Source organism: Psychrobacter sp. CMS30 (genome assembly GCF_904846565.1).
GTDB classification, from domain to species: domain Bacteria; phylum Pseudomonadota; class Gammaproteobacteria; order Pseudomonadales; family Moraxellaceae; genus Psychrobacter; species Psychrobacter maritimus.
The window spans coordinates 41,453-66,511 of sequence record NZ_CAJHBF010000020.1; the positions used below are offsets into that span (position 1 = coordinate 41,453).

Genomic DNA, 25,059 nt, shown 5'->3' on the forward strand with positions numbered 1-25,059 from the left:
TAAACTGACTTAGCAATTTAGGCAAAGTTCAACATTTCTATCAGACTAAGGCGTGTCCTTATTCCCTATTCAAATTCTCTACCCAATGATTCTTAGGCATTGACCCGCATGATACAAAGTCAATCCCAGCTCAGTAAAGCCTGACTTAATGCTTCCAAAAGAAACTTTTGCCTCTTCTAAAGTCTTAAATGGTAAGGGAATACTGTCTCTATTACCGGTCATTATATAATCTGCAAAGCACTTACCCATTAGCGTGCCTGTGGTAATGCCGCGACCGTTATAAGCCGTTGCGGTCAGCAAGCCCTCAGCGGGCTCCATGACTCGAAAAATATGATCTTGCGTAAAGCCAAAACTACCAGTCCACTCGTACTGCCACTTAAATGCTGGCAAATCTGGATAATAGCTTTTTTGCACCGCATTGGCCCATGATTGATAAAAGGATTTTGGTTTAAGCTGTGTACCACCTACCGTTCCCAATAATAGGCGATCATCGTCATCACGGCGAAAGCTAGACAAGGCCAAGCGTGTATCCCATGCCCCTGTTTTATATGGTAAAATGCGATCTGCCGCCTCTCCGCTGAGCGGCTCAGATGCAATCTGATAATAATAAACCAGATAAAAGGTCTTTTTAATTTCTGTCCACTCGCCTTCGGTATAAGCGTTGGTCGCAATAATGACGCGCTCAGATTTCACGCGCGCTTTAGAAGTCCTTGCATACCAATAGCCATCCACCTTTTCTAAGGCTTCAACAGCGGAATGCTCATAAATAGTGACGCCAAGATCTTTTGCTACTTTGGCCAGCCCTCTGACATAAGCCAGCGGGTTTATGGTACCAGCACGGTGATCGAGTAGTGCCTTATTGATATTTTTAGTACCACAATACTCATGGCATTTACTGCCGGTTAATACCTCAACATTCGCACCGCGGCGGCTAAGCTGCTCGTATCTAATATCGACATCGACTTCACCTTTAGCGTTATGTGCCATGTGGATATTACCGGCTTGAGTGGCTTGGGCGTCGATATTATAACGTTTGATTAAGTCAAATACTAAGCTTGGCGCTTGTCCGAGGGCTTCAGTTAAACGCTCACCTGCCGCTTCACCTAGCGCAATATTCAAATCATCAGGGCGCGCCCAAGTACCTGCATTGACGAGCCCTACGCTTTTACCGGAGCCGCCACTGCCTATCGTATGGCTCTCAAGTAAGATAACTTTGACGCCTTTTTCTGCCAAATGAATCGCCGCCGATAACCCTGTATAACCGCCGCCTATGATACAAATAGTCGCTTCAGTATCGCTATTCATCTGGCTGTAAGTATCAATAATAGGGGCGGTCATATTCCACAAACATTGCTCTTGCAACATCTTATATTCCTTCTAAATTACACGTTGTCTACAGTGGAGAGCGTGCTTGTGTCGTTATTAACAGTAGGTTCTTCACGGGGAATAAATTTATCTAAGAATACCCATAGCAAGCCAAATAGCGGCGATAACCAGCAGGCAAAAGCAAATGGCGCATAAGTAAGCGTTGCAATACCTAAGGTTGCCGCGACGAAACTACCACCCATGTTCCAAGGAATCAAAGGAGATAACAGAGTGCCGGTATCTTCAATAGAGCGGGTAAGCGTCGTGCGCTTGTAGCCCATTTCTTGATATTTGTCTTTGAGTAGACGGCCTGGCAATACCAGTGTGGTATAGACGTCACCGATGAGCGTACCGACACCAAGCGTGCTGGCATACGTGGTAATTACCAAACCAAATCTTGATTTCACCATCTTATTGATTTTTGCCATGATGGCTTTGAGCGTACCGTAATGCTCAATTGAGCCGACGAAAGCTAAAGCAAAGATGGTCAAGGTCACAACCCATGTCATCGACATGATGCCGCCTTTAGACAGCAGTTGGTCAACGACAGCAAAGCCTGTTTCACTGACGAAGCCATTTTGTAAGACAGTAAAAATGTCGTGCACACCCACGCCTTGCATAAAGAACGCGACCAATCCTGCAACCACCACACCTGATAATACCGTTGGAATAGCAGGCATTTTCATCACCGCTGCAATGACAACGACCACAGCAGGTAATAAAGTAATGATGCTCAAGTTATAGTTGGCGGCTAGTGAGGCTTGAATGTCTCTGATTGAAGATAAATCGACATTTTCTGCGCCGTAGCCCATCCCAATCCAAGCATAGATAATCAATGCAGTCACCATGGCAGGTACGGTGGTTGGCAACATACCGCGGATGTGCTCCCAAAGGTCAATACCGGCAGCCGCTGGGGTTAAGTTGGTGGTGTCAGATAAAGGGGACATTTTGTCGCCGAAAAAAGCACCGGAAACAATGGCGCCGCCCGTTAGTGACGGCGGAATGCCCAAGCCTAGCCCAATACCCATCATGGCAAGACCAACCGTACCAACCGTGCCCCAAGATGTACCGGTTGCGACAGAAATAATGGCGCAGATAAGACAGACAGAGACTAGGAATGATGAAGGAGAAAAAACGCTAAAACCGTAATATAAAATCGTGGGAACCGTACCAGCGATAATCCAAGCACCGATGAGCATACCAACGCCCATCAAGATAATCATGGCCGGTAGACCAATTTTGACAACCTTTAAAAAGCGTTGTTCCATGCCATCCCAGTCACGGCCACGCAGCTTCATAAACAAGCCAGTGATTAAAATACCGCAAGCTAAGGGTATGTGAGGGGTAAAATCTTTGAATACAAAAAACTGCACCATCAGAATAATGGCAGTCAACACCAGAGGTGCAATATCTAATAAAAAACTAGAAGACGGACCGTAGCCATCTTTAGCTTCGTCATAAGGTTTATCATCCATCATAAGATACCTACCTTCCTTAGTAGTGGATACTGCTGTCATGGATATAACAGTAGTGTAAACAACCAATCCATGGCTGCTGATAATGCTGAAAAAAGTGCTAAAAAGGTTACTGAAAAGGGAGTAAAAAGCCTGTTTTGAAATCATGAATGGTTATTCATCACTTCCGCAGGCTTTCATACTAAAACAATAAATACTTGATAATTGGCGACCAAAATAGCTAATAACTGGCTTGTTAAATAGGCGCTGAGCCTACTTAACAAGCATCACGTCACGTCACGTCACATTGTTATTAGCCAAAGTTGATGCCTTGTGCCAGTGGCAGCTCGGTTGAATAGTTGACCGTATTGGTCTGACGACGCATATAAGCTTTCCATGCATCAGAACCTGATTCACGACCACCGCCGGTTTCTTTTTCGCCGCCAAATGCGCCGCCAATCTCAGCGCCACTGGTGCCGATGTTGACGTTAGCGATACCGCAATCACTACCGCGGTCGCTGAGGAAAGTTTCAGCTTCACGTAAGTCATTGGTAAAGATACAAGATGACAGCCCTTGTGGCACATCGTTTTGCATCGCTAGCGCATCGTCGAACTCTTTATAAGGCATGACATATAAAATCGGCGCAAACGTCTCACTACGTGCCACGTCATTTTGCTCATCAAGCTCAACAATCGCAGGGGTCACATAATAAGCATCGGGGAATTTATCCATTAGTACCCGTTCGCCGCCCGTGACTTTACCGCCAGTATTGCGGGCTTTTTCTAACGCCGCTTGCATATTATTAAAGCTGTCTTCATCGATTAGTGGACCGACCAAATTGCCTTCAAGCGGATGGCCGATGCTCACCGTCTCGTATGCAGACTTAACGCGCGGTAAGATATCGTCTTTGACGGACTCATGAACGAACAGACGGCGTAAGGTGGTGCAGCGCTGACCTGCCGTTCCTACTGCTGAGAATAGAATGCCTCGTAACGCCAAATCTAAATCGGCAGTGGGTGCCAAAATCATGGCGTTATTACCACCGAGCTCAAGCAAACATTTACCAAAACGCTCAGCGACTTTTGGCCCCACTTCTCGGCCCATGCGCGTACTGCCGGTGGCACTGACTAAAGCGATATCTTTATTTTCAACCAACGCATTACCGATATCGGTTTTACCCAATATGATTTGCGATAAATGTGCTGGTGCTTCACCAAATTTTGCCAAGGCTTTTTCAAATAACGCTTGGCATGCTAAGGCGACAAGTGGGGTTTTTTCTGAAGGTTTCCAGATGACAGGGTTGCCACAAACGATGGCCAGTGCCGTGTTCCAAGACCAAACGGCGACTGGGAAGTTAAAGGCAGAGATGACGCCGATGACGCCAAGTGGATGCCATGTCTCACGCATGTGGTGACCTGGGCGTTCTGAGGCGATGGTTAGACCATAAAGCTGACGTGATACGCCCACGGCAAAGTCACAAATATCAATCATTTCTTGGACTTCGCCAAGGCCTTCTTCTTTGATTTTTCCGGCTTCTAGCGATACTAAGATACCTAAATCTTCTTTGTGCTCACGCAGGACTTCACCCAACAGACGAATCAGCTCACCACGTTTAGGGGCAGGAACGACACGCCATTCTTGAAAGGCTTGTTTGGCATTTTGGATTTTAGTATCGACGTCGGCCACTGTATCTAACGTGACTTTACCGATGACTGAGCCATCAATTGGGGTGGTGACTTCAAAGTCGCCATTTTGATAGTGTGCTTCTTCTACGCCCATTGCAGACATATATTGCTTAATCATAATCAATCCCTTGCATATTGGTATAATGGTTTACTACGTCCTTGACTGACTTATAAAATTACCCTGCTACCTACTAAGTTGCAAAATAATAAATTTCTTGCAGTCATTCCTTTTTGGAATGACGTGCTAATAAGTCGGCTATAAGCTAGTCATTTCTAGCCTAAATTTTACTAAATACTGACACTAGACAGACACTGCTCAAGGCTTTGCGCCTGCATCGCTTCGTACAATGCCATCTCATCATAAACGGCTGCGCCCAAATCACGCTCAAACTCTTGTTGGCTTGAGTAACCGTCATATTGGCTTGGCTGCGCCTGTTGCAGATTTGATTGGAAGATACCGGCGGCACTGACAGGCAAAAAGTCCTCATAAACGATAGGTTCAATGCGAAGCACTTCATCATTAATCAGAGCAGTCAGCTTAGCATTAGGCAGTTTATTCAAATCATCAGTGCTTAAGGTAGCGGCCAACAACGCTTGACCGTCTTCAGAATCAAGGGTGCTATCCGTCAACTGGTAATAAAAATACGCCAGCCCCTCATCGTGTAGAGTTTGATAATCATCAGGAAAAGCGGTAAATACCTCAGTTAAAATTTGATTATACTGAGCCGCATTGTCCTCATTTGGGGTAGCACCAAGCTGGCGGCGAGCTGCGGCCAGTAATTCATCATAAAGCGCGCGGCCCTTTTGTGTTAACGCCACACCGCGTTGCTCAATCTCTCCAAAGCGCGCGGTATGATGCCCTTGCTCGTACTCTTCATGGCTAGCGTCTGAATTATTAGCAACTTTAAAGCCAACCGCTTCTTGTAGCGCCTTAAAACTGGTTTGCCTTAATAAGATAGGACAAACTCTACGTGGCGGCCCTTCGATGATGGCTTTTGAGGGTATGCCTCTTGCTTGCATGCCTTGTTGTACCGCATCAATATCCAAGGTTCGAGGCGTTAAATGATTGATATGTGGACCCTTAAAGCCGACTACATCAGCGACGAGCGGATGCTGATTTAATAGACGCTGATAGAGCGCTTTTGCCACCGGCGTTTTATCATGCCAGCGAAATGTCTCTAGCGCTTCTTGTACAAACTGCTCTGCTTGCGCAGCAGTTAAACCACCTTGCGCCTCAAAGACCTCAATAAGCTCAATGACGCCCGTAGTGAATATCTGACGCTGCGCCAGTGTGGCCGTGGCTTCTTGTCTTAAGGTTTCATCGGCAATCAAATCTAAACGCAATAACGAGGTAAAGACGCGAAAGGGACTTTTATGCAATGAATGCGAGTCAAGCGCGCGAAAAGCTGTTGAATGCACGGGCACGCCAGCAGGAGCTAAATCGTAGTAGCCGACAGGGTGCATACCCATCACGGCAAAGAGACGGCGCATCATGCTCAGCTCTGCTGCGGTACCCAGCCGAATCGCCCCGTGGCGCTCCATGCTTAGACGTTCAATCTCGCCCGTATGCAGCAGTTGTGATTTAATATCGGGATGTGAGGTTAATACTTCGGCATTGACATCACTGACCAAATCAACCAAGTCGCCGTATAGCGGCACCTCATCTTGGTACATCGCTGACATGGCCATAGAGAAATCATGGCGGATATCATCGCTGCAGATAAAATCCTTATCTGGACTGACGCTACTATTTTTCACAAATAAACATCCTTGTAATAGAGTTAATAAATTTTTAGCTTAATAATAAGTATTTGATTTCGAGCATTTGGTTATGACGATGCGCTATCAATCCTAAGCACCCCTAAGCACCCCTAAGCACCCCTAAGCACTCCTAAACATTCCTAAACATTCCTAAACATTCCTAAACATTCCTAAACATTCCTAAACATTCCTAAACATTCCTAAACATTCCTAAGCATTCCTAAACATTCCTAAGCATTCCTAAGCATTCCTAAACATTAAGCGGCAGGCAATCCATCAGGAAGCGCGATGAGCACCTCTTTTAGAATATCCAACCCTTCTTTTAGGGTGTCAGGCTCTATGGTAAGTGGCGGTAATAAGCGAATGATATGGCGATATTGCCCACTTGGCATCAGCAATAGACCACGCTCGCGGGCTTTGGTTAATACTTGCGCCATCACACTTGGATGCACATCATGCTCAGGATGGCGCAGCTCGATACCGCGCATCGCACCGATACCGGTAAGACCAAATAACCAAGGCGAGATACCTTCTTGCTGCCATTGGCGGATGGTCGTCTCAATCGTCTGGGCATAATGCTTGGCTGACTGCCAAACGTCATTAGCTTGCATGATATCAAGCGTGGCATTGGCAGCGGCGCAAGCAACTGGATTGCCAGAATAAGTACCGCCCAAACTGCCTTTAGGCAAACCATTGACCACATTAGCCTTGCCGATGACTGCGCCTAAGGGCAAGCCACCTGCAATACTTTTGCCAAGTAAAATAAGGTCAGGCTCAATCCCTAAATGAGTAAAAGCAAACGGCGTACCCGTACGACCATAACCGGATTGAATTTCGTCCATGATAAGTAACATGCCGTGCTCATCACAAAACTTACGTAGATATTGCGCAAAGGTGGGCGATAACAACTGAAAGCCGCCTTCCCCTTGTACAGGTTCGACGATAATGGCACCGATATTATCGATATCGGTTTCTACCATAAATAAACGCTGGAGCGCATCAATCGCTTGCTCGTCGCTGATATTGTTATCGGGACTGGGGAAAGGAATGTGATAAACGCCGCTCCCTAATGCACCAAGTCCGCGCTTATACGGGGCGACCTTACCATTGAGATTGAGCGCAGCCAGTGTGCGCCCATGAAAGCCACCGTCAAACGCAATAACGCCTGTGCGACCCGTTTTCATGCGTGCTATCTTGATGGCGTTTTCAGTTGCTTCTGCACCGCAGTTGGTGAGCATCCCTGCCAGCTCGCCGCTGATAGGTACAAGCTCACACAATCGCGGCATAAAGCTTTGATACGGCTGATGCGCTGCCGCATTGTAGGCATAGTGAATCAGCGACTGGGCTTGCTGAATGATGGCGTCAACGATGTGAGGGTGGCAATGACCAAAGTTTAAAACGCCGATACCGCCGACAAAATCGATATAACTGCGGTCATTGTCGTCCCAAACTCTGGCATTTTTGCCTTTGACGAGCGTGAGCGGATGCACCATCGTAAAGGCATCGGTCACGTTATAAAGCTTGTCCATGATGAATCTCTATCTCTTCCTTGAGTTTGACTCATTTCAACAAAACATCATTCCAGCAGCAAACGAATAATAGTTGTGGTGGCATTCCTTTTTGTCATTACCAGTAAATTAGCTCCCTAAACGAATCCTTTAAAAACAAAAAAACTGCGTATCAAGGCAGTTTTTTTGTTTAGCTTGTTAAATTTTCACAGCAAATAACTTTGCAGAATAAAAGTCACAAGACCAGTGTTATAAAGAAATACTTTAGGGTATAAAGAGACATAAGAAAGCAACATTATAAAACCAACCCTAACGCCTTTTCACGTTCATCTGAGATTGCTAAATAAGCCGTAATCCATTCTAAAACCGCTTTGACCTTATGCGATTGCCCTGAAGAGACAGGATAAGTCACATAGTAGCTGCCGCGACCCTTTGCCGCATAATCCCACGCCATCACTAAAGCGCCTGATTGTAACTCGGGCTCAACCAAACGTAACGGCACCAAGGCTATACCATAACCCAGTAAGGCGGCAGAAATGCAAGCATGGAAAGTCTCAAAACGTGGACCTACAAAGGTGCCATCGACGCTGATATCTTGTTGCTTAAAATACTCATACCACGCACTTAAGCGTGAACTTATTTGCAATAACACATAGTCATCCAAACACTCCCTACTTGTCAAACACTCAGTACTCAGTGTTTTATCTCGCAAATACTGCGGCTGACAGACTGCAACGCAGTATTCATCGAACAGTTTTATAGACTCCATATTGCTCCACATGCCATCACCATATAAAAAAGCAATATCGACATTTTGGTCTTCAGAAAAAAATGGCCCCGCCAGCTCTTTAATATCCAAGTTAATAAGGGGATATTCTTGACTAAAGCCACTGAGTGCTGGAATCAACCAACGGGCACAAAATGTCGGATGCGAGACGATTTTTAGCAGCTCGGTGTTACTGCTATGCGACATCAAATTGGTGGTCGCCACCTCGATATGTTTTAAAATCTCTAACACTTCAAGATAATATGACTTGCCAGCAGGGGTCAATGAAATCCGGTGCGGCGTCCGATAAAACAAAGACAGGTTTAGCATCTCCTCTAACTGCGCCACTTGCTTACTGATGGCGCTTTGGGTCATGTGCATCTCTTGCGCGGCATTGGTAAAACTCAAATGACGAGCAGCGGTCTCAAAACATTGCAGCGCCGTCGTTGAAGGGTATCTTCTAAAGGCTAATGGTTTATTGGTGTCTGTTTTCATAGATTGCTTTTCTTTTATTCCATCTTAGTAAAATATCAATGATTATTTAAAATCACGTTATCAGGCATTCCTAGCCTATGGCGTCATCATACCTATATTCAAGCGTAAATAGCGATACCTCACTATAAACACTATGTAACTGACACTGATGCCATCATCGTATTTACTTAACCATTCAACCAGTTACTCGGTCGCTAATTTTAAAGACTCTCCTACAAAAAAACGGTCGATTCCTGATAAAATAGTAGGGTCTGATGATAGGCTCTGACATACCGCAACTGATTTGCTATCTTGACCTCCTCTTTTTCATCATTACGACCTATGCCGCCGTTATTCTTAAACTCATGAATTATTTTTCAGCTAATTTGCACTATTAGCGCCTTCTTTATTTGTATTGGATCATATGAAACATAACCTTGAGGTGAGCGCAAATGCTCGCCGAACTCAGTATTTCCAAGTATTTTTGATGGGCGTCAGCGCCTTTATTATGAATACTACCGAATTTGTCCCCGTTGCCCTATTAAGTGACATCGCCCAAGATTTTTCCATCACTACAGCTGAGACCGGCTGGATGTTGACACTGTATGCGTGGATTGTCGCGGCCATGTCATTACCATTGATGCTGCTTACCAGCCGATTTGAGCGTAAAAGCTTACTTTTGGGCTTGTTTGTGGTTTTTATTGCCAGCCATGTGTTATCAGTATTTGCATGGAGTTTTGATGTATTGCTGATTAGCCGTGTTGGTATTGCGCTATCGCATGCGATATTTTGGTCCATCACCGCAGCGATTGCGATACGCGTAGCACCAGAAGGCAAAAAAGCACTGGCACTTAGTGTACTTGCGACCGGTACTTCATTGGCGATGGTGCTTGGCGTGCCATTAGGGCGCTTGGTCGGTCAATGGTTTGGTTGGCGGGCGACCTTTGGCGGTATTGGGGTGATTGCTTTTATCGTCTTTATCTTGCAAGCAAGGCTATTGCCAACGCTGCCCAGTATGTTTGAAGGCTCGTTTAGAAAAATTCCAGAATTGCTTAAAAACCCCTTATTGGTCTGTTTGTATCTGCTTATTTTACTGGTCTTTACCGCGCACTATACCGCTTATTCTTATATCGAACCCTTTATGCGGCAGGTTGGCGCTATTAGTGAAAACGCCGCGACGGTTGTCTTGCTATTATTTGGGGTGGCAGGGATTGCCGGCAGTGTGATATTCAGCCGTTGGGGTGATCGTTTTAATACCAGATTGATGCTGATATCGATCATATTAATGCTGATATCTATGCTGGTGCTATTGTTTGCCGTGACTTCTATCTGGGCGCTGAGTTTCATTGCGTTACTGTGGGGCGCGGCGCTGATGCTGCTGATTATCTCTATGCAAGCCAAAGTCATCATGGTCGATGTCACGGCGCAAGACATGCTGATGTCGATGTTCTCAGGCATTATTAATTTAGGAATTGGCGCCGGTGCGCTGTTTGGGGGTTATGCAGTGACGCATATTTCAATATCAAGCGTCGGCTATGTTGGTGCCGCTATCGCCAGTGTGTCGCTGCTCTTGATGTTATTTATGATAAAGCGCTTTCCTGAATTAAGCAGAAGACTTGGTTAGCTAAGGGCAGATTAACCAAAGTTCATTCAACGCACAAAAAAATGCCAGCCAATTAAATGGGCTGGCATTTTGCTGTTTGCTTTATTAAAAAATTAAGCCGCTTATTTAAAAATCCACCTTACCGCGTAACGCTTTGGTCTTACCGCGTTGGGTTTTTTCATCGACGCGTTTACGTTTGGCATTTCTGCTAGGTTTGGTCGCTTTGCGGGTTTTATTGACATGAGTGGCTTTTATAATAAAGCTTTGCAGCCGCTCAAGCGCATCAATTCGATTGCGTTCTTGGGTACGAAACTGCTGCGCTTTAATAATAAGCACACCTTCTTTAGTGATTCGGCTGTCTTTGCTGTCCAATAAACGCTGCTTAATGACATCGCTCAAGCTTGAGGCATGAATATCAAAACGCAGATGAATCGCAGACGACACTTTATTGACGTTTTGCCCGCCTGCCCCTTGCGCGCGTATGGCGCTAATCTCTACTTCACTGTCATTCAGACTGATGGTATTGCTGATAAAAATCATAAAATACTTTTATAAATGATTGATAGATGAAGTTAATGATAAAGCATTCTCAATTAACGCGCCACTTGCCCGCTTAATAGCGGCCAAAACGCCGTATTTCTTAACCTCTATAATCTGCAATTTATAGGGTAAACCTTATAAATGTTATCGTTTGACGTTGCTGTGTCTAACCTCTGTCTATAAAGCGTAAGCCTGCGCAGTGATTTGATTTTAAGGTGGTAGGATGACTTTAGATAAATACAGTATTAAACAGATACGGTATTGTTGAATCAAAGCGTTAACAAGCCGATTTTAGTCAAAGGAATAAGCGTTGTATGACAACCAATAATAAGAAATCTAATCATAAAAAATCTAACATTTCTCTCAAAAATCACCACCTTACAGCTGCACAAAGCATTCAAGTCAGGGGCGCGCGGGTGCACAATCTCAAAAATGTCGATGTGGATTTACCGCGTAATGCGTTGGTCGTTTTTACCGGTATATCAGGCTCAGGCAAATCGTCACTGGCATTTGGTACCTTGTTTGCTGAGTCGCAACGCCGCTACCTTGATTCGGTATCGCCTTATGCACGGCGCTTGATTGACCAAGTTGGCGAGCCTGATGTCGATTCGATAGAAGGCTTACCACCAGCCGTCGCCCTGCAACAACAACGCGGTACGCCGTCGGTACGTTCATCGGTTGGTAGCGTGACGACGATTTCAAATGGTTTGCGCATGCTGTACTCGCGAGCAGGCGAATACCCTGTTGGGCAAGACATGTTGTATGCCGATGCCTTTTCGCCAAATACGCCAGAAGGTGCTTGCCCTACTTGCTCAGGTATTGGCCGCGTGTTTAAGGTCACAGAAGATTTGCTCGTACCTGACAAGACGAAAACCATTCGAGAACGCGCCATTGCTGCTTGGCCACCGGCATGGCAAGGGCAAAATCTGAGCCGGATATTGACCACACTGGGCTACGATATCGACAAACCTTGGAACACCTTACCCAAGGAAACCCGCGATTGGATTTTATTTACGAATGAAACCCCAGAAGTGCCGGTTTACCCAGAATACAATCTCGAGCAAGTACGCGAGGCGATTAAAAAAGGTGAAAAGCCCAATTATAAAGGCACTTTTACCAGTGCAAAAAATTTCGTCTTACATTCTTTTGCCACGACCCAAAGTCCACGTACCAAAAAACGTGTGGCGCAGTTCATGCAAATTTCAGAATGCCCAAGCTGCCATGGCAAAAAGTTAAAACAAGAATCACTGTCGGTTAAATTTGCAGGGCTTGATATTGGCGAGTTATCACAATTAACCTTGACTGAACTGGCGCTTAAACTTCACGGCGCTGCCAATAAAAAACTCAGCGATGATATGCCCGACCGAGAAAAAGCCATTGTTGCCAAGCGTATTACCAGCGATATTTTATCGCGTGTAGAAGCGTTAACCAGACTTGGGCTAGGTTACTTATCGCTTGAACGTACCACACCTACCTTATCGCCCGGTGAGCTACAGCGCCTAAGACTTGGCACTCAAATTCGCTCTAAACTATTTGGCGTGGTTTATGTGCTCGATGAACCGTCCGCTGGCCTGCATCCTGTCGATACTCAGGCGCTATTAGGCGCCCTAGATGAACTGGTAGCGGCGGGTAATTCATTATTCATTGTCGAGCATGATGTCAGCGTCATTCGCCACGCCGATTGGATAGTCGATGTCGGACCAAAAGCGGGCAGTCATGGCGGTGAAATCATCTATAGCGGCCCTGTCGCAGGCTTGCAAGATATCTCTGATTCTTATACTGGACAATATCTTTTTAATGGTGATTCCAAAAATAAAAAATCAAAAACCCAGCAACCAAAAGCCCATCAATTAACAAGCCAGCAGCCAAGACAACCTAATCATTGGCTAAAACTTGCCAATATCGAGCGTAATAATCTACAAGGGTTAGATGCGGCATTTCCTTTAGGGGTATTAACCACAGTGACGGGGGTTTCAGGTTCGGGGAAATCGAGTTTGGTCAGTCAAGCATTGGTTGAACTGGTCTACAATGCGCTAGGGCAAAAAACCGTGATTGAAGCACCCACCGATGAAGCGGCTTTACTGGAGCAAGAACAAGAAACGCCAATAGGCGGAGAGATAGTCAATGGTATGGAGCATATCAAACGCTTAGTCACCGTCGACCAAAAAGCCATCGGGCGCACACCGCGCTCAAATCTGGCCACTTATACTGGACTGTTTGACCATGTGCGCAAATTATTTGCCGCCACTAAAGAAGCAAAAGCAAGGCACTATGATGCTGGACGTTTCTCATTTAACGTAAAAAAAGGCCGTTGCCCAAATTGCGAAGGCGTCGGTTTTGTCAGCGTTGAGCTGCTATTTCTGCCGAGTGTTTACTCGCCTTGCCAAGTGTGCCATGGTCAGCGCTACAATGACGAAACCTTAGAAATTACTTATCAAGGTAAAAACATCGCTGAAGTACTCGATTTGACGGTCGAAGCGGCTTCTGAATTTTTCATTGATGATGCCCCAATAATGCGCGCCTTAGATGCCTTGCTAAAAGTTGGGCTTGGCTACCTAAGACTTGGGCAACCAGCGACCGAGTTGTCTGGTGGCGAAGCACAGCGTGTCAAACTTGCTACCGAACTGCAGCGTACCCAGCGCGGCGATACGCTGTATGTGCGCGATGAACCAACGACCGGCTTACACCCTTCTGATGTCGCGATGCTGATGGCACAGTTAAATGGGCTGGTCGCAACCGGTAATACAGTGATTATGGTTGAGCACGATATGCAAGTTGCGAGCAACAGCGATTGGATTATCGATATGGGCCCTGGTGCTGGCGATGAAGGTGGTCTTATTGTCGCCGCGGGCACGCCTAAAGAGGTAGCTAAGTCCAAAGAGAGTCGTACTGCGCCTTTTTTATTGTCTTAGTATTGATATAAAAAACAGTACACTAACTAAAAAATGGAAATATGTAATAAGAAAAACCGCACGATTTTAATATCATGCGGTTTTTCTATGTTAAGTGCTGTCTTTATCTTTCAAACTACTCATTGATAACTAGGCAAGCATACCGCCATCAACGACTATCGTTGCGCCAGTGGTATAACTTGATGCATCAGACACCAAATACAATACCGTGCCTGCCATCTCGTCAGGATTAGCCACGCGCCCTAACGGTATCGCATGTAATGCCATCTTTAAGACTTTATCATTGGTAGTCAATGCTGAGGCAAACTTGGTGTCGGTTAAACCCGGCAGCAGCGCATTAACGCGAATATTTAATGGACCACATTCTTTAGCAAAGGCTTTAGTCATGCTAATCACTGCCGCTTTAGTAATTGAATAGATACCTTGCTTATCACCTGCGACCAAGCCATTGACCGAGGCAGTATTTAGAATCACCCCGCCGCCCTGCTCACGCATCATTTTGCCGGCAGCTGTCGACATAAAGAAATAACCACGAATATTGACTTCAACGGTCTTATCAAAAGCCGCTAAATCCGTATCTAAGATATGCCCGTAGTAAGGGTTTGCCGCGGCGTTATTGACCAAGATATCGATTTGACCAAATTCGCTTTTGATGTGCTCAAAAATCGCTTCAATCTGATCCATATCGCCCACATGACAAGCAAAGGCGCTGGCTTTATGACCATCAGCGATGATGCTATCCGCGACCGCTTGGCAAGCATCAATCTTACGGCTAGAGACAATCACATGCGCGCCTCTTGACGCCAATAAGCGGGCGATAGATTCGCCAATACCGCGGCTCGCACCGGTAACTAAAGCAATCTTGCCCGTTAAATCAAATAAATCTTTCATCATTATTCCTTATATTTTACATATATTATTTATACATTTTAAATGTGTAGCAGAGCTTAGAAACTTCGTATCAATCTTTTTAAGAAAGCACATTAAGCCAGCATACCGCCATCAAGGGTAAACGCATGACCATTCATAAAGCTGCTCTCATCGCTAGCTAGCCATGCAATCGCGCCAGATACTTCATCAACTTCACCCAAACGCCGCATTGGGCTAGCTTTGATAGTTGCTTGCTGGGCACGCTCGTCCATTTTTGCCATGGTATTACGCACCATTGGCGTATCGATAAAGCTTGGACATACCGCATTAAAGCGGATATTGACACGGGCATATTCATGAGCAGCAGACTTGGTCAGCCCCATAACGCCATGCTTGGCCGCGCTATAAGCTGTCAGCAGTGGTGCTGAACGTAAACCAGCAATGGAGGCAATATTAATCACATGACCGCCGCCATTGGGCGCCATACAAGTAACAGCAGCGCGCATACAATGCCAGACGCCTTTTAGATTAACCGCGATATTACGATCAAAATCTTCATCGCTTAGCTCATGCATCGGTGCCGGTTTATGGTCGATACCCGCATTATTTATCACCACATCAAGACCGCCAAGCGTTTCCATAGCAAAAGCAAATAGCGCCCGCACTTCATCGCCGTTAGTCACATCGACCTTTTTAAAGACAATGCTATTACCAGCATCTTGGGCTTGCTTGGCAACAGCAGCACCCATCTCTTCTGCCAAATCGCCAATGACAACTTTCGCACCGCGACTGGCTAACAATAACGCACTTGCCGCACCGATGCCAGACGCGCCGCCCGTGATTAAAATACGTTTACCAGTGACGTCTGATGCAATTCCATTTGTATTCAGTGTCATGATTTATCCCTCTACCTTAAGTACCAGTTTACCGAAATTTTCACCTTTAAATAGCATCATCAAGGTATCAGGGAAAGTCTCAATACCCTCAACGATATGGTCTTTCACTTTAATGTCGCCCGCTTGAATCCAGCCTGCGATGTCTTTCATCGCTACCGGATACTCTTTGATATTATCGAATACAACGATGCCTTCCATACGGGCACGATTGACCAATAATGACAGATAGTTTGACGGCCCTTTTACTTCTGTAGTGTTGTTATATTGGCTAATCGCACCGCAGATAACGATACGGGCATGTAGATTAATTTGCGTGAGGACGTCATTTAAAATATCGCCGCCGACGTTGTCAAAAAAGACATCGACCCCATTTGGACAGGTTTCTTTTAAGCCTTTTTTGACATTCTCATTTTTATAATCTATAGCCACATCAAAACCCAGCTCATCGACTAAGAATTTGCATTTCTCGCTACCACCTGCGATACCGACGACGCGGCAGCCTTTGAGCTTGGCAATTTGCCCAACCAAGCTACCAACCGCACCAGCGGCACCAGAAACGACGACGGTCTCGCCCGCTTTTGGCGCGCCTGTTTTTAATAAGCCAAAATAGCCAGTCATACCCGGCATACCGAGTACACCTAAGTAATAAGACAATGGCGCAAGCTTTGGATCGACTTTATGTAGTCCTGCGCCATCGCTGACCGCATACGATTGCACGCCGTTATGACCTACGACATAATCGCCAACGGCAAACTTCTCATGCTTACTTTCGATGACTTTGCCCACCGTTCCTGCACGCATCACCTCACCAATCTGTACCGGTGCAATATAAGACTTAGCATCGTTTAGCCAGCCACGCATCGCTGGATCCATCGAGATATATTCAATTTTTATCAGTAACTGACCGTCTGTGATATTCGGTAGTTCTGACTCAGTATAATCCCACGTCTCTGCACTCGGCGCGCCAACAGGTCGTTCTTTTAAGCGCCACTGCTTATTGATTGTTGTCATTATTTATTCCTTTAAAGTTGTATTTATTATTAATACAAAATATGATTCAAAATCCCTTAAAACCACTCTGCTTGCATATCGGTACATACTGCATTGTCGTTATTTAACAGCTCAATATCGCGCTTGATTAACGGCAATTCCCAATCGATAAAGTATTTTGCTGCTTGTAGTTTGCCGTGATAGAAGTCTTGCTTATCAACGTCAGCCGTATCATTTAATAATTGCTCAGCTTTGCTGGCTTGGCGAATCCAAATCCAACTGACCACGATAGAGGCAAAAATATTCATCAATGCTTGCGCATTACCAGTCAACGTGATGGCTTTTTCTGTTTGCAGAACTTTACTTAAATGCACCAACACTTCATGCAAATGACCCATATAAGGCATCAATTTACCGGCAAGTTTTGCGGTTTCTGGTGTGCTGATACTTTCTAAGTCTTGAGTAATTTCACGTTTGAGAATTTGAATACCAAGACCCTTATTTTGCCATAACTTTCGAAATGACAAATCTAACGCTTGCACGCCATTTGTACCTTCATGAATAGGATTGAGACGATTGTCACGCCAAAACTGCTCGGCTTGATATTCACGTGTATAGCCTGCACCGCCCAATACTTGAATGCCTAAATCATTGGCCTTTGGACCATATTCTGATGGCCATGCTTTGAGTACTGGCGTGAGTAAATCCAGCAGTTCTGATAGCTCAGCTTTTAGTGTTGCATCTTCACAAGTATTGATACGGTCAATCAGGTTTGAGCCATATAAACAGAGTGATATGCCGCCCTCGCTGTAGGCTTTTTGCGCAAGCAACATACGTTTGACATCACCATGATTAATAATCGTCGTTGCTGCATCTTCGGGCTTATTATTTGGTGCAATTCTGCCCTGCGTTCTGTCTTTGGCATAATCGAGCGAATACTGATAACCGCGATAGCCAATCATCGCCGCGCCAAAACCAACCGCAATGCGCGCTTCATTCATCATTTTGAACATGTAGCGCAAGCCGAAATGCTCTTCGCCGATAAGGTAGCCATAGCACTCGCCTACATCACCGAAACTTAACGCCGTAGAAGTCGCGCCTCGATAGCCAAGCTTATGAATAAGACCCGTTAAATGCACATCATTGCGCTCGCCAACTGATAAATCTTCATTTAGACGGTATTTTGGTACGGCAAATAAAGAAATGCCTTTGACACCACCAGGACCACCCGGCACTTTGGCTAAGACCAAATGCACAATATTATCAGACAATTCGTGATCACCCGCTGAGATATAAATCTTGCTGCCTTTTACGCGGTAAGAACCGTCGTCTTGTTTGACGGCAGTGGTTTTTATATCAGCAAGTGATGAGCCAGCATGCGGCTCTGTTAATGCCATGGTGCCAGTAAATTCGCCCGTTAGCATGCGAGGCATAAAGGCATTTTTAATCTCATCGCTGGCGAAATGTGAGATAACATTAATCGCCGCCGTGGTCAAAAATGGATAAGCCGTCGTTGATGGGTTGGCCGCCATAAAATAGCCTGCTACCGCCGTCATGACCGTTTCAGGTAATTCCATGCCGCCATCGTCAAAGCTATAACGGCCCGCGATAAATCCCGACTCACGAAACGCATCAAAGGCGACTTTGACATCGTCTATCATGCTGACTTTTTTGCCGTCAAACTGCGGCTCGTTTTTATCCGCCACATGGTTGTGTGGCAAGAACAACTGGGTCGCGATTTTATTGGCGGTGTCGAGTACCGCATCGAAGGTTTCGCGGCTATGTTCTGCAAACTTCGGATGCTCGGTTAAATGTTCAGTGCCCAATACATCATATAATTGAAACGGTAATTCAAAGTCATTGATAAGCGTATCTGCTGCCATAGTATTCTCGTTAACTCATTAAATTTGGTGATGCATTGATATTAATCTAATTTAATGCCTTGCCGTATTGTCATTTATGACATAATTATGGTCAAATAAGACATTCCCTCTAACCTATAGTGAGTGAATTTCAAATTACGTATCGTGCAGCTGGTGAATATCAGCTATAAATTTGCATACACTTAAAGGAAGCCAAATTTTGCCCTACTTCAAACCATTTAAAGTCATTATTGTCGGCTTCGATGGCGTACTTGGCAGCGTGCTCGCTGGGGCGCTAGATTTATTTTCATTTACTGGGGTCAGCTGGCAGCGATTTTTGGATGAGGAAGTAGAGCCTAGATTTAATGTGCAGATTGCTAGTCTGGGCGGTGTAGATATCAGATGCAGCAACCGCTTAATCATGCAAGCGCATTGCGATATTCAGGAAGTCACAGAGTGCGACTTACTATTAATCCCAACGATTGGCGATTCAATCGATAAAGTATTGAGTCAAAATAGCGATTTAATTCCGCATTTGCAGCGACTGGCGAATACCAAAGCGGATATCGCTAGTAATTGTAGCGGGGCTTTCTTTTTAGCAAAGGCAGGCTTGCTCGATGGCAAAGTAGCGACCACCCATTGGGGCTATGCCAATAAGTTTAAGGCAGATTTTCCACTGGTTGATTTGCAAGAAAACCAATTTGTCACTCAGTCAAAAAGCCAGTCAAAAGAACAATCTGGCAATATATTCTGTGCGGCAGGTGGTAGCGCCTTTTATGATTTGGGATTGTTATTAATCGAGCGTTATTGCGGACGCGAGATTTCTACCCAAGTGGCAAAAACTCAGATTATCGATAGCAAACGGGGCAATCAAAATAGCTATACCAATGTGACGTTGCATAAACCGCATGCTGACCAGCTGGTTAAACAGGTACAAGAATTTATCGAAGAGAATTTTAGGCAACCTATGCAGGTGAGCAATTTGGCAGCCATGGTGAATATCACCCCGCGCACCTTAAATAGACGTTTTCAATCCTGCGTTGCTATGCGCCCGATTGAGTATATTCAAGCGGTGAGAATTGAGCAGGCAAAGCGTTTGTTAGAATTAGGAGATGTGACGATTAAATCACTAGCGGAGCTAGTCGGCTACGATGATATTTCATCATTTACTCGCTTGTTTAAACGCGCTACTGAACTGACGCCGAAAGAATATCAGGATAAATTTTCACGCTTGGCAATTTAGAACCTTTAAGACTTAGCTTATATTTTATTGCTATTTCTTATGAGGTTTTTCTGATAGCTAAACGGATTGCCACAAGCCTTCGATATGAATGGCATCTGCTTTAATCGTTGGATAACCACTAAATGCTAACTGATAGCCACCGAATTTATTGGTGCTAAGCTGGCACGTCGCACCTAATGGAAAACTGTGCTTTTGTCCAATATGACCAAAGCGCATGCCACTATAAATCGGCAATCCTGTCAGCTGATGCAATTGACGAATTACGGTGGCGACATCATAACGCTTGTCATAACTGTCCTCACCGCTACCTGATAACGCGCCAAACACGATGGCTTGCTGACCTTTAAACACCCCTGCTAAATACAAATCATATAGCATGCGCTCGATACGATAGGCTTGCTCGCCGACATCTTCTAAAAATACAATACCGCCGTCAATACGAGGCAAATAGTCACTACCTGCCAGCGCTGACACCACACTTAGATTGCCGCCCCAAATAGTGCCCGTTAAAGTTTTTGGCTCAGAACTTGACAGAATACTGGGTAAATTTGGACTGGTTAACGACGCATCTTGTATATTGATAGCCAAATTGGGATTGGTTAATGCTTCTGCAAACTGTCGGCAGCTGACTTGGTCGGGTTTGTTTTTACCAAACTCACTATAAAGCATTGGCGCGGCAAGCGAACTCATCTCTCCTTTTGCCAGTAGCGCGCACTGAATCGCCGTCACATCACTAAAGCCCGCCAGTATGCTGCCGCGCTCCTTCATAATACGACCAAGCGTCGACCAATCAACCATTGGTAATAGACGCACAGCACCATAACCACCGCGTACGCCAAGTAGCAGTTTAGGCGCTGCGATCGCACCCGTAGCAATGTTTTGCAAATCACTTGCGCGCTGCGAATCTGTACCCGCAAAACGTAAATACTGCCGTTTGGTAATCGCAGAATTATCAACTTTAAAACCCGCGCAGGCCAAGCGCTCTAACGCCAATTCATTACGCTCGTCACTACCACCGACGTTGGAGCTGGCAAAAAGCCGCGTTTCTATACTTGGGCTGATACAGCGGGTATTCGGTTGCAATATTTCGGGCGCTGCTTCTTGTGATGGCAGGCTATCATCCATTAATGCCGTTGGCAGATCATCTTTGGTAAGCTGCGTACTTTTATCTTGCTGAATAACATTGACAGCAAGCGCCTGAGTGATGCTTTGGGTTACTAATAATCCTGCTCCTGCACTGATACCGACTTGACGTAAAAACTGGCGACGATTCAAGCCAGACGTCGTGTCATTCGCTGTATGAGCATCTTTACTTTTAGCATTTTTTAATAACTGACTCTTGGAAACCATCGCTCGCTGCTACCTTATCGTTTTTTATTTGAATCTACTTTTGAACCATCTTTATCTTTGCAACCTATTTGCTTAGACATCACAGCTGCGTATTGTAAACGGTTTGCAAGTGAAAATAGTTGCCTAACCCTTGCCCATATTTACTTTTTCGCTACTCTATACACTAAAAACTCAAGCAAATTAAACCTATTCATAATACGCAATATTGGCGCATGCCACGACTTTGTTGTAGTATGAAGACATCACATAAAGACATCAATTGCGCTTAAATAAGGATAATAATAATGGCTGACAAAGCGACTGATAAGCAGGAAAAAGATGACATCTTAGATGCCGATTTAGAGTACCTCATTCATGAGGAAGAAAAACTGCAAGAAAAGCTAAAGGATAGCAGCCATCTTGAGCGTTTTGCCAAGGATTTGATGCTATTTATGAGCTTGATTAAAGATTATTACAAAGGCAATTATCGCGATATTCCCTACAAGACCATTTCAGCGGGCGTCGTTGGGCTGCTTTATACCCTCAACCCGATTGATATTATCCCAGATTTTATCCCTTTTATCGGTCATATCGACGATGCGCTGGTACTCACCTTTTGCTTAAAACTTATCGAAAAAGATTTGCAGAAATATCAGACGTGGAAGCAAAGCCAAACAGCGGTTAAAACTGCTACCAACTTAAAGAAAAAGAATTAACTGCTGATAAGCTATGCTACTGAAAAGATAAATGAGAAAAAGCCACGACCGATAATGCATTTATCAGCCGTGACTTTTTATTAACCGCTAGCAATTTATCTATACGAGTTAATCTGGCACTTCATAATTGGCTTTTTCTGGATTCAGACCAAATGAATACACAAAGGTAGCAACCAAGCTATTCACAATAATAAATGGCAAGTCAACGGCAACGTGTCCAAGCAAATAGCGACCGATAAGCCATGAAATAATCAGCATAATAATAAAAAATCCGCCAAGATAGGCTAAGATTGCTGGATGCTTAAGGTTATAAGGCTGCTCAGGTTTTGGCTGTTTATCTAAGATATAGGTTCTGACTGCCCAACCCGCTGCATAAGAAAATCCGCCCAACACCACATAACTAAAAAAATTCATATTGCCTGACTCTAATGACGTATTTGTTGATTACAGAAAGCTTTGATCGTTTATAAATAGCTTTGTTCGCTTATTATCATACCCGATAACGGGCTATTTATATAAAGGGTTGTCTATAGTTTTACTGGCTGCTCTCATTCACATTATCAATCACAATATTTGAATGAGGATTGGCTAAAATATCCGTATTAACCTCGTCACACTCGACACGGTAAATGGTATTGGCACCGCGATAAATATAGGACAAATACTCACTATCAAGTAGCGGATCGATATTGGCATAGACAGGCTTCACATGCGCCAGTACCAACACTCTGTCTGGACGCCCAATGACCGCATCGACATTGTCAGGGTCGATAGAGTAATACGTGGGTATGTCGCTATTTGCAATCACTTCTAACGGCTCAGCATCATCCCAAACGCGCTTAGCGCTTGCCGGCTCTTTCATCTGCATCACCCACGCGCCGCCCTGTTGGCTGACTTTTATCTGTGCAGGCTCGTCATGACTGACAGTGTAGCAGCCTTCAAATATGGATAAATCCGCTGCCGTCTGCATCTGTTTAGTATCAGCTGGCGTATTGCTATCATTGCAAGCACTTAAAAACAGTGCGCTACTGACTGTGATAGCGACCATCAAGGGCGGCCATTTTTTATAAAACACGTTTGGGCGTACGGACATCATAGGGTTATCCTGCATTTGCATATAAAAAGCTGATATTGAGCGTCTGACTGTTAAAAACAATCAAAAAGAAAACAATCAAATCGTGCCATAGCACTACAATCGCAGCCATTTTAACAGAAAACCACCGCGTTATTATTATCATCACTACTATCATCTGTGCTTTTACGATTTTGTGCATGGCAGCTGCCCATAGCTGAGATAGATTTGCTATACTCAAACCTAAAATATATCGGGCTAGCTGGTGTAAAAATAGCACTACCGAAACCGCCCTGCTCCACGTTTACCATTTATTAGGTCAATACGCTTTTATGTCAGACACTTCTACTTCAGCGCAGTCATTTAATACGAGAAACGCCATAAATCCGTTGGCCGCGAAACCCAATACGACAGTTGCTTATACCGACGGTGCTTGTAAAGGCAATCCGGGTGCTGGCGGCTGGGGCGCGCACCTGATATTTAGCGATGGTTGTACGCAGGATTTATATGGTGGTGATAAAGAAACGACCAATAATCGCATGGAGCTGATGGGCGCGATACAAGCACTGACCCATAGTCCGCATGAGCACAAACTTGAGATTTGGACAGATTCAAGCTATGTCAAAAAAGGCATTACCGAATGGATTGAGGGTTGGAAAAAAAGAGGTTGGAAAACGGCAAGCAAGAAACCTGTCGCCAATCAAGACCTTTGGCAGCGCCTAGATGAGCTCTGCCAGCAGCGCGATGTCGATTGGCATTGGGTCAAAGGTCATGCCGGACACGCGGGCAATGAAAAAGCGGATGAGCTAGCAAATTTAGGCGTGACCTCTAGCAGTGAAAGTGCTGCCATACTTAACTCGCAAGAGACTGCTAAAAAAAAAGAGCAAATAGTGACCGATAATACCCAAAACGCTAGCGATGATTGGCTAAAATTTGATCCATTGGGGTTTGATATGATGGATGATGAGCTTGATGCGGAGTTATTAGACAGTCAAACAGACAGTCAAAACCATCATGATACGATGATAACTACAGATGCTTTAGCTGCAGAAAATAGCAATCAGCACCATGCTACCAAACCAATAAGCGATACCGTGATGCCAGACACCAGCACAAATAACCAAATAGCAGATATAACAGCTGATATAGAAACCAGTAGCGAAGCCGATACGCCAAAATTTGATGGTGATACCAGCCGTGCCAATCCGTATTTTATACCGCTGCTACCCAAACCTATCCACCGTCATGAATCTGACCGCCAGCTTATTATGGATACCGAGACCACAGGTCTTGACCCAATGAAGGGTGACCGTATTATTGAAGTCGGTATTGTAGAGATGGTCGGGCGTAAATTTACCGGTGAAAAGCTCCACGTCTATATCAACCCGCAGCGCGGTATGGATGAAGAAGTTATCCGCATTCATGGTATCTCTGAGGCTTTTTTAACCGATAAACCAACTTTCGATCAAGTGGCTCAGGCGCTGTATGATTTTATGGACGGTGCCGAAATCATCGCTCATAACGCCACCTTTGATATGAACTTCTTAAATATGGAGTTCGCCAAAGTTGGCATGCATGACTTTGCGGAGCGCGTCCAAGTGACCGACTCGCTGGTGATGGCCAAGCAGCAATATCCGGGGCAAAAAAACACTCTAGATGCCCTCGTGCGCCGCCTAGATGTCGGTAAGCAAGATCGTACTTTCCACGGGGCATTACTTGACTCAGAGATTTTAGCTGAAGTTTATTTGGCAATGACCGGCGGCCAAGTCACCCTTGCTATCGAGGACGACACCCAAGCCGATGGCGGACATACCGCCCATGCAAGCTTTGCTGATTTAGCCAGTTTATTAATGACGTCAAGTAGTAATGAGAGCGCCAATCAAAGCTGGTATACGGCGCTTGCAGAGGATTATCCTGCGCTTAAAGATAAAATGTAGCCGTTATAATTACCATCATTAAAATCGCTTTTTTTATTAAAATAACCTCTTATACTGGCGGTTAAGTAAGTTAGT

General features: G+C 45.0%; 19 protein-coding genes. 5 read left to right on the forward strand and 14 right to left on the reverse strand.

The window, feature by feature from the left end; all coding sequences use genetic code 11:
• Positions 1-78: 78 nt before the first annotated feature.
• From JMX94_RS10655 to JMX94_RS10680, 6 genes are all read right to left on the reverse strand, one after another.
• Positions 79-1,365: an FAD-binding oxidoreductase gene (locus JMX94_RS10655; RefSeq protein WP_201543901.1), complete on the reverse strand. Its 1,287-nt coding sequence runs from the start codon at positions 1,363-1,365 to the stop codon at positions 79-81.
• A gap of 17 nt (positions 1,366-1,382) precedes the next feature.
• Positions 1,383-2,843, reverse strand: coding sequence for a Na+/H+ antiporter NhaC (nhaC, locus tag JMX94_RS10660; RefSeq protein ID WP_201565326.1), 1,461 nt, complete (start codon positions 2,841-2,843; stop codon positions 1,383-1,385).
• A 289-nt stretch (positions 2,844-3,132) separates the two neighbouring features.
• Complete coding sequence (locus JMX94_RS10665; protein WP_201565327.1) at positions 3,133-4,623, reverse strand: aldehyde dehydrogenase family protein; 1,491 nt, start codon at positions 4,621-4,623, stop codon at positions 3,133-3,135.
• Between the two features lie 170 nt (positions 4,624-4,793).
• Positions 4,794-6,194 (reverse strand): VOC family protein, encoded by a 1,401-nt coding sequence (locus JMX94_RS10670; RefSeq protein ID WP_374220418.1) that lies wholly within the window; start codon positions 6,192-6,194, stop codon positions 4,794-4,796.
• Positions 6,195-6,523: 329 nt separating this feature from the next.
• Entirely contained in the window at positions 6,524-7,795 is a 1,272-nt protein-coding gene (locus tag JMX94_RS10675) for an aspartate aminotransferase family protein (RefSeq protein ID WP_201565329.1), read from the reverse strand.
• 274 nt (positions 7,796-8,069) lie between these two features.
• The gene (locus JMX94_RS10680) at positions 8,070-9,035 is read right to left on the reverse strand and encodes a LysR substrate-binding domain-containing protein (protein WP_201560731.1); all 966 of its coding nucleotides are present in this window, start codon (positions 9,033-9,035) and stop codon (positions 8,070-8,072) included.
• Between the two features lie 403 nt (positions 9,036-9,438).
• On the opposite strand from JMX94_RS10680, the gene JMX94_RS10685 reads away from it, so the two are divergent.
• Positions 9,439-10,638 (forward strand): sugar transporter, encoded by a 1,200-nt coding sequence (locus JMX94_RS10685; protein WP_201565330.1) that lies wholly within the window; start codon positions 9,439-9,441, stop codon positions 10,636-10,638.
• 105 nt (positions 10,639-10,743) lie between these two features.
• Here JMX94_RS10685 and arfB read toward each other — a convergent pair whose 3' ends face one another.
• A complete protein-coding gene (gene arfB / locus JMX94_RS10690) occupies positions 10,744-11,157 on the reverse strand; it encodes an alternative ribosome rescue aminoacyl-tRNA hydrolase ArfB (RefSeq protein WP_200662785.1) in 414 nt (137 codons plus the stop codon).
• A 314-nt stretch (positions 11,158-11,471) separates the two neighbouring features.
• Here arfB and JMX94_RS10695 point away from each other — a divergent pair, with 314 nt between their 5' ends.
• Positions 11,472-14,069: an excinuclease ABC subunit UvrA gene (locus JMX94_RS10695; protein WP_201565331.1), complete on the forward strand. Its 2,598-nt coding sequence runs from the start codon at positions 11,472-11,474 to the stop codon at positions 14,067-14,069.
• A gap of 129 nt (positions 14,070-14,198) precedes the next feature.
• Here JMX94_RS10695 and JMX94_RS10700 read toward each other — a convergent pair whose 3' ends face one another.
• The 4 genes from JMX94_RS10700 to JMX94_RS10715 form a co-directional block, all read right to left on the reverse strand.
• Entirely contained in the window at positions 14,199-14,963 is a 765-nt protein-coding gene (locus JMX94_RS10700; protein WP_265088957.1) for an SDR family oxidoreductase, read from the reverse strand.
• 89 nt (positions 14,964-15,052) lie between these two features.
• Positions 15,053-15,835, reverse strand: a complete 783-nt coding sequence (locus tag JMX94_RS10705; RefSeq protein WP_201565333.1) for an SDR family NAD(P)-dependent oxidoreductase — start codon at positions 15,833-15,835, stop codon at positions 15,053-15,055.
• A gap of 3 nt (positions 15,836-15,838) precedes the next feature.
• Complete coding sequence (locus JMX94_RS10710) at positions 15,839-16,846, reverse strand: NADP-dependent oxidoreductase (RefSeq protein ID WP_201565334.1); 1,008 nt, start codon at positions 16,844-16,846, stop codon at positions 15,839-15,841.
• 56 nt (positions 16,847-16,902) lie between these two features.
• Complete coding sequence (locus tag JMX94_RS10715; RefSeq protein WP_201565335.1) at positions 16,903-18,708, reverse strand: acyl-CoA dehydrogenase; 1,806 nt, start codon at positions 18,706-18,708, stop codon at positions 16,903-16,905.
• Positions 18,709-18,907: 199 nt separating this feature from the next.
• On the opposite strand from JMX94_RS10715, the gene JMX94_RS10720 reads away from it, so the two are divergent.
• Entirely contained in the window at positions 18,908-19,930 is a 1,023-nt protein-coding gene (locus JMX94_RS10720) for a GlxA family transcriptional regulator (RefSeq protein WP_201565336.1), read from the forward strand.
• A gap of 57 nt (positions 19,931-19,987) precedes the next feature.
• Here the strand turns inward: JMX94_RS10720 and JMX94_RS10725 are convergent, their stop codons facing one another.
• Positions 19,988-21,280, reverse strand: coding sequence for an LD-carboxypeptidase (locus tag JMX94_RS10725; protein WP_227673610.1), 1,293 nt, complete (start codon positions 21,278-21,280; stop codon positions 19,988-19,990).
• 284 nt (positions 21,281-21,564) lie between these two features.
• On the opposite strand from JMX94_RS10725, the gene JMX94_RS10730 reads away from it, so the two are divergent.
• On the forward strand, positions 21,565-21,975 hold the full coding sequence (locus tag JMX94_RS10730; protein WP_201565337.1) for a YkvA family protein: 411 nt from the start codon (positions 21,565-21,567) through the stop codon (positions 21,973-21,975).
• 108 nt (positions 21,976-22,083) lie between these two features.
• Here JMX94_RS10730 and JMX94_RS10735 read toward each other — a convergent pair whose 3' ends face one another.
• Positions 22,084-22,389, reverse strand: coding sequence for a hypothetical protein (locus JMX94_RS10735; protein WP_201565338.1), 306 nt, complete (start codon positions 22,387-22,389; stop codon positions 22,084-22,086).
• Positions 22,390-22,510: 121 nt separating this feature from the next.
• Entirely contained in the window at positions 22,511-23,071 is a 561-nt protein-coding gene (locus JMX94_RS10740; protein ID WP_227673611.1) for a hypothetical protein, read from the reverse strand.
• A gap of 308 nt (positions 23,072-23,379) precedes the next feature.
• Here JMX94_RS10740 and dnaQ point away from each other — a divergent pair, with 308 nt between their 5' ends.
• Positions 23,380-24,984: a DNA polymerase III subunit epsilon gene (gene dnaQ, locus JMX94_RS10745; protein WP_201565339.1), complete on the forward strand. Its 1,605-nt coding sequence runs from the start codon at positions 23,380-23,382 to the stop codon at positions 24,982-24,984.
• The last annotated feature ends 75 nt before the right edge of the window (positions 24,985-25,059 follow it).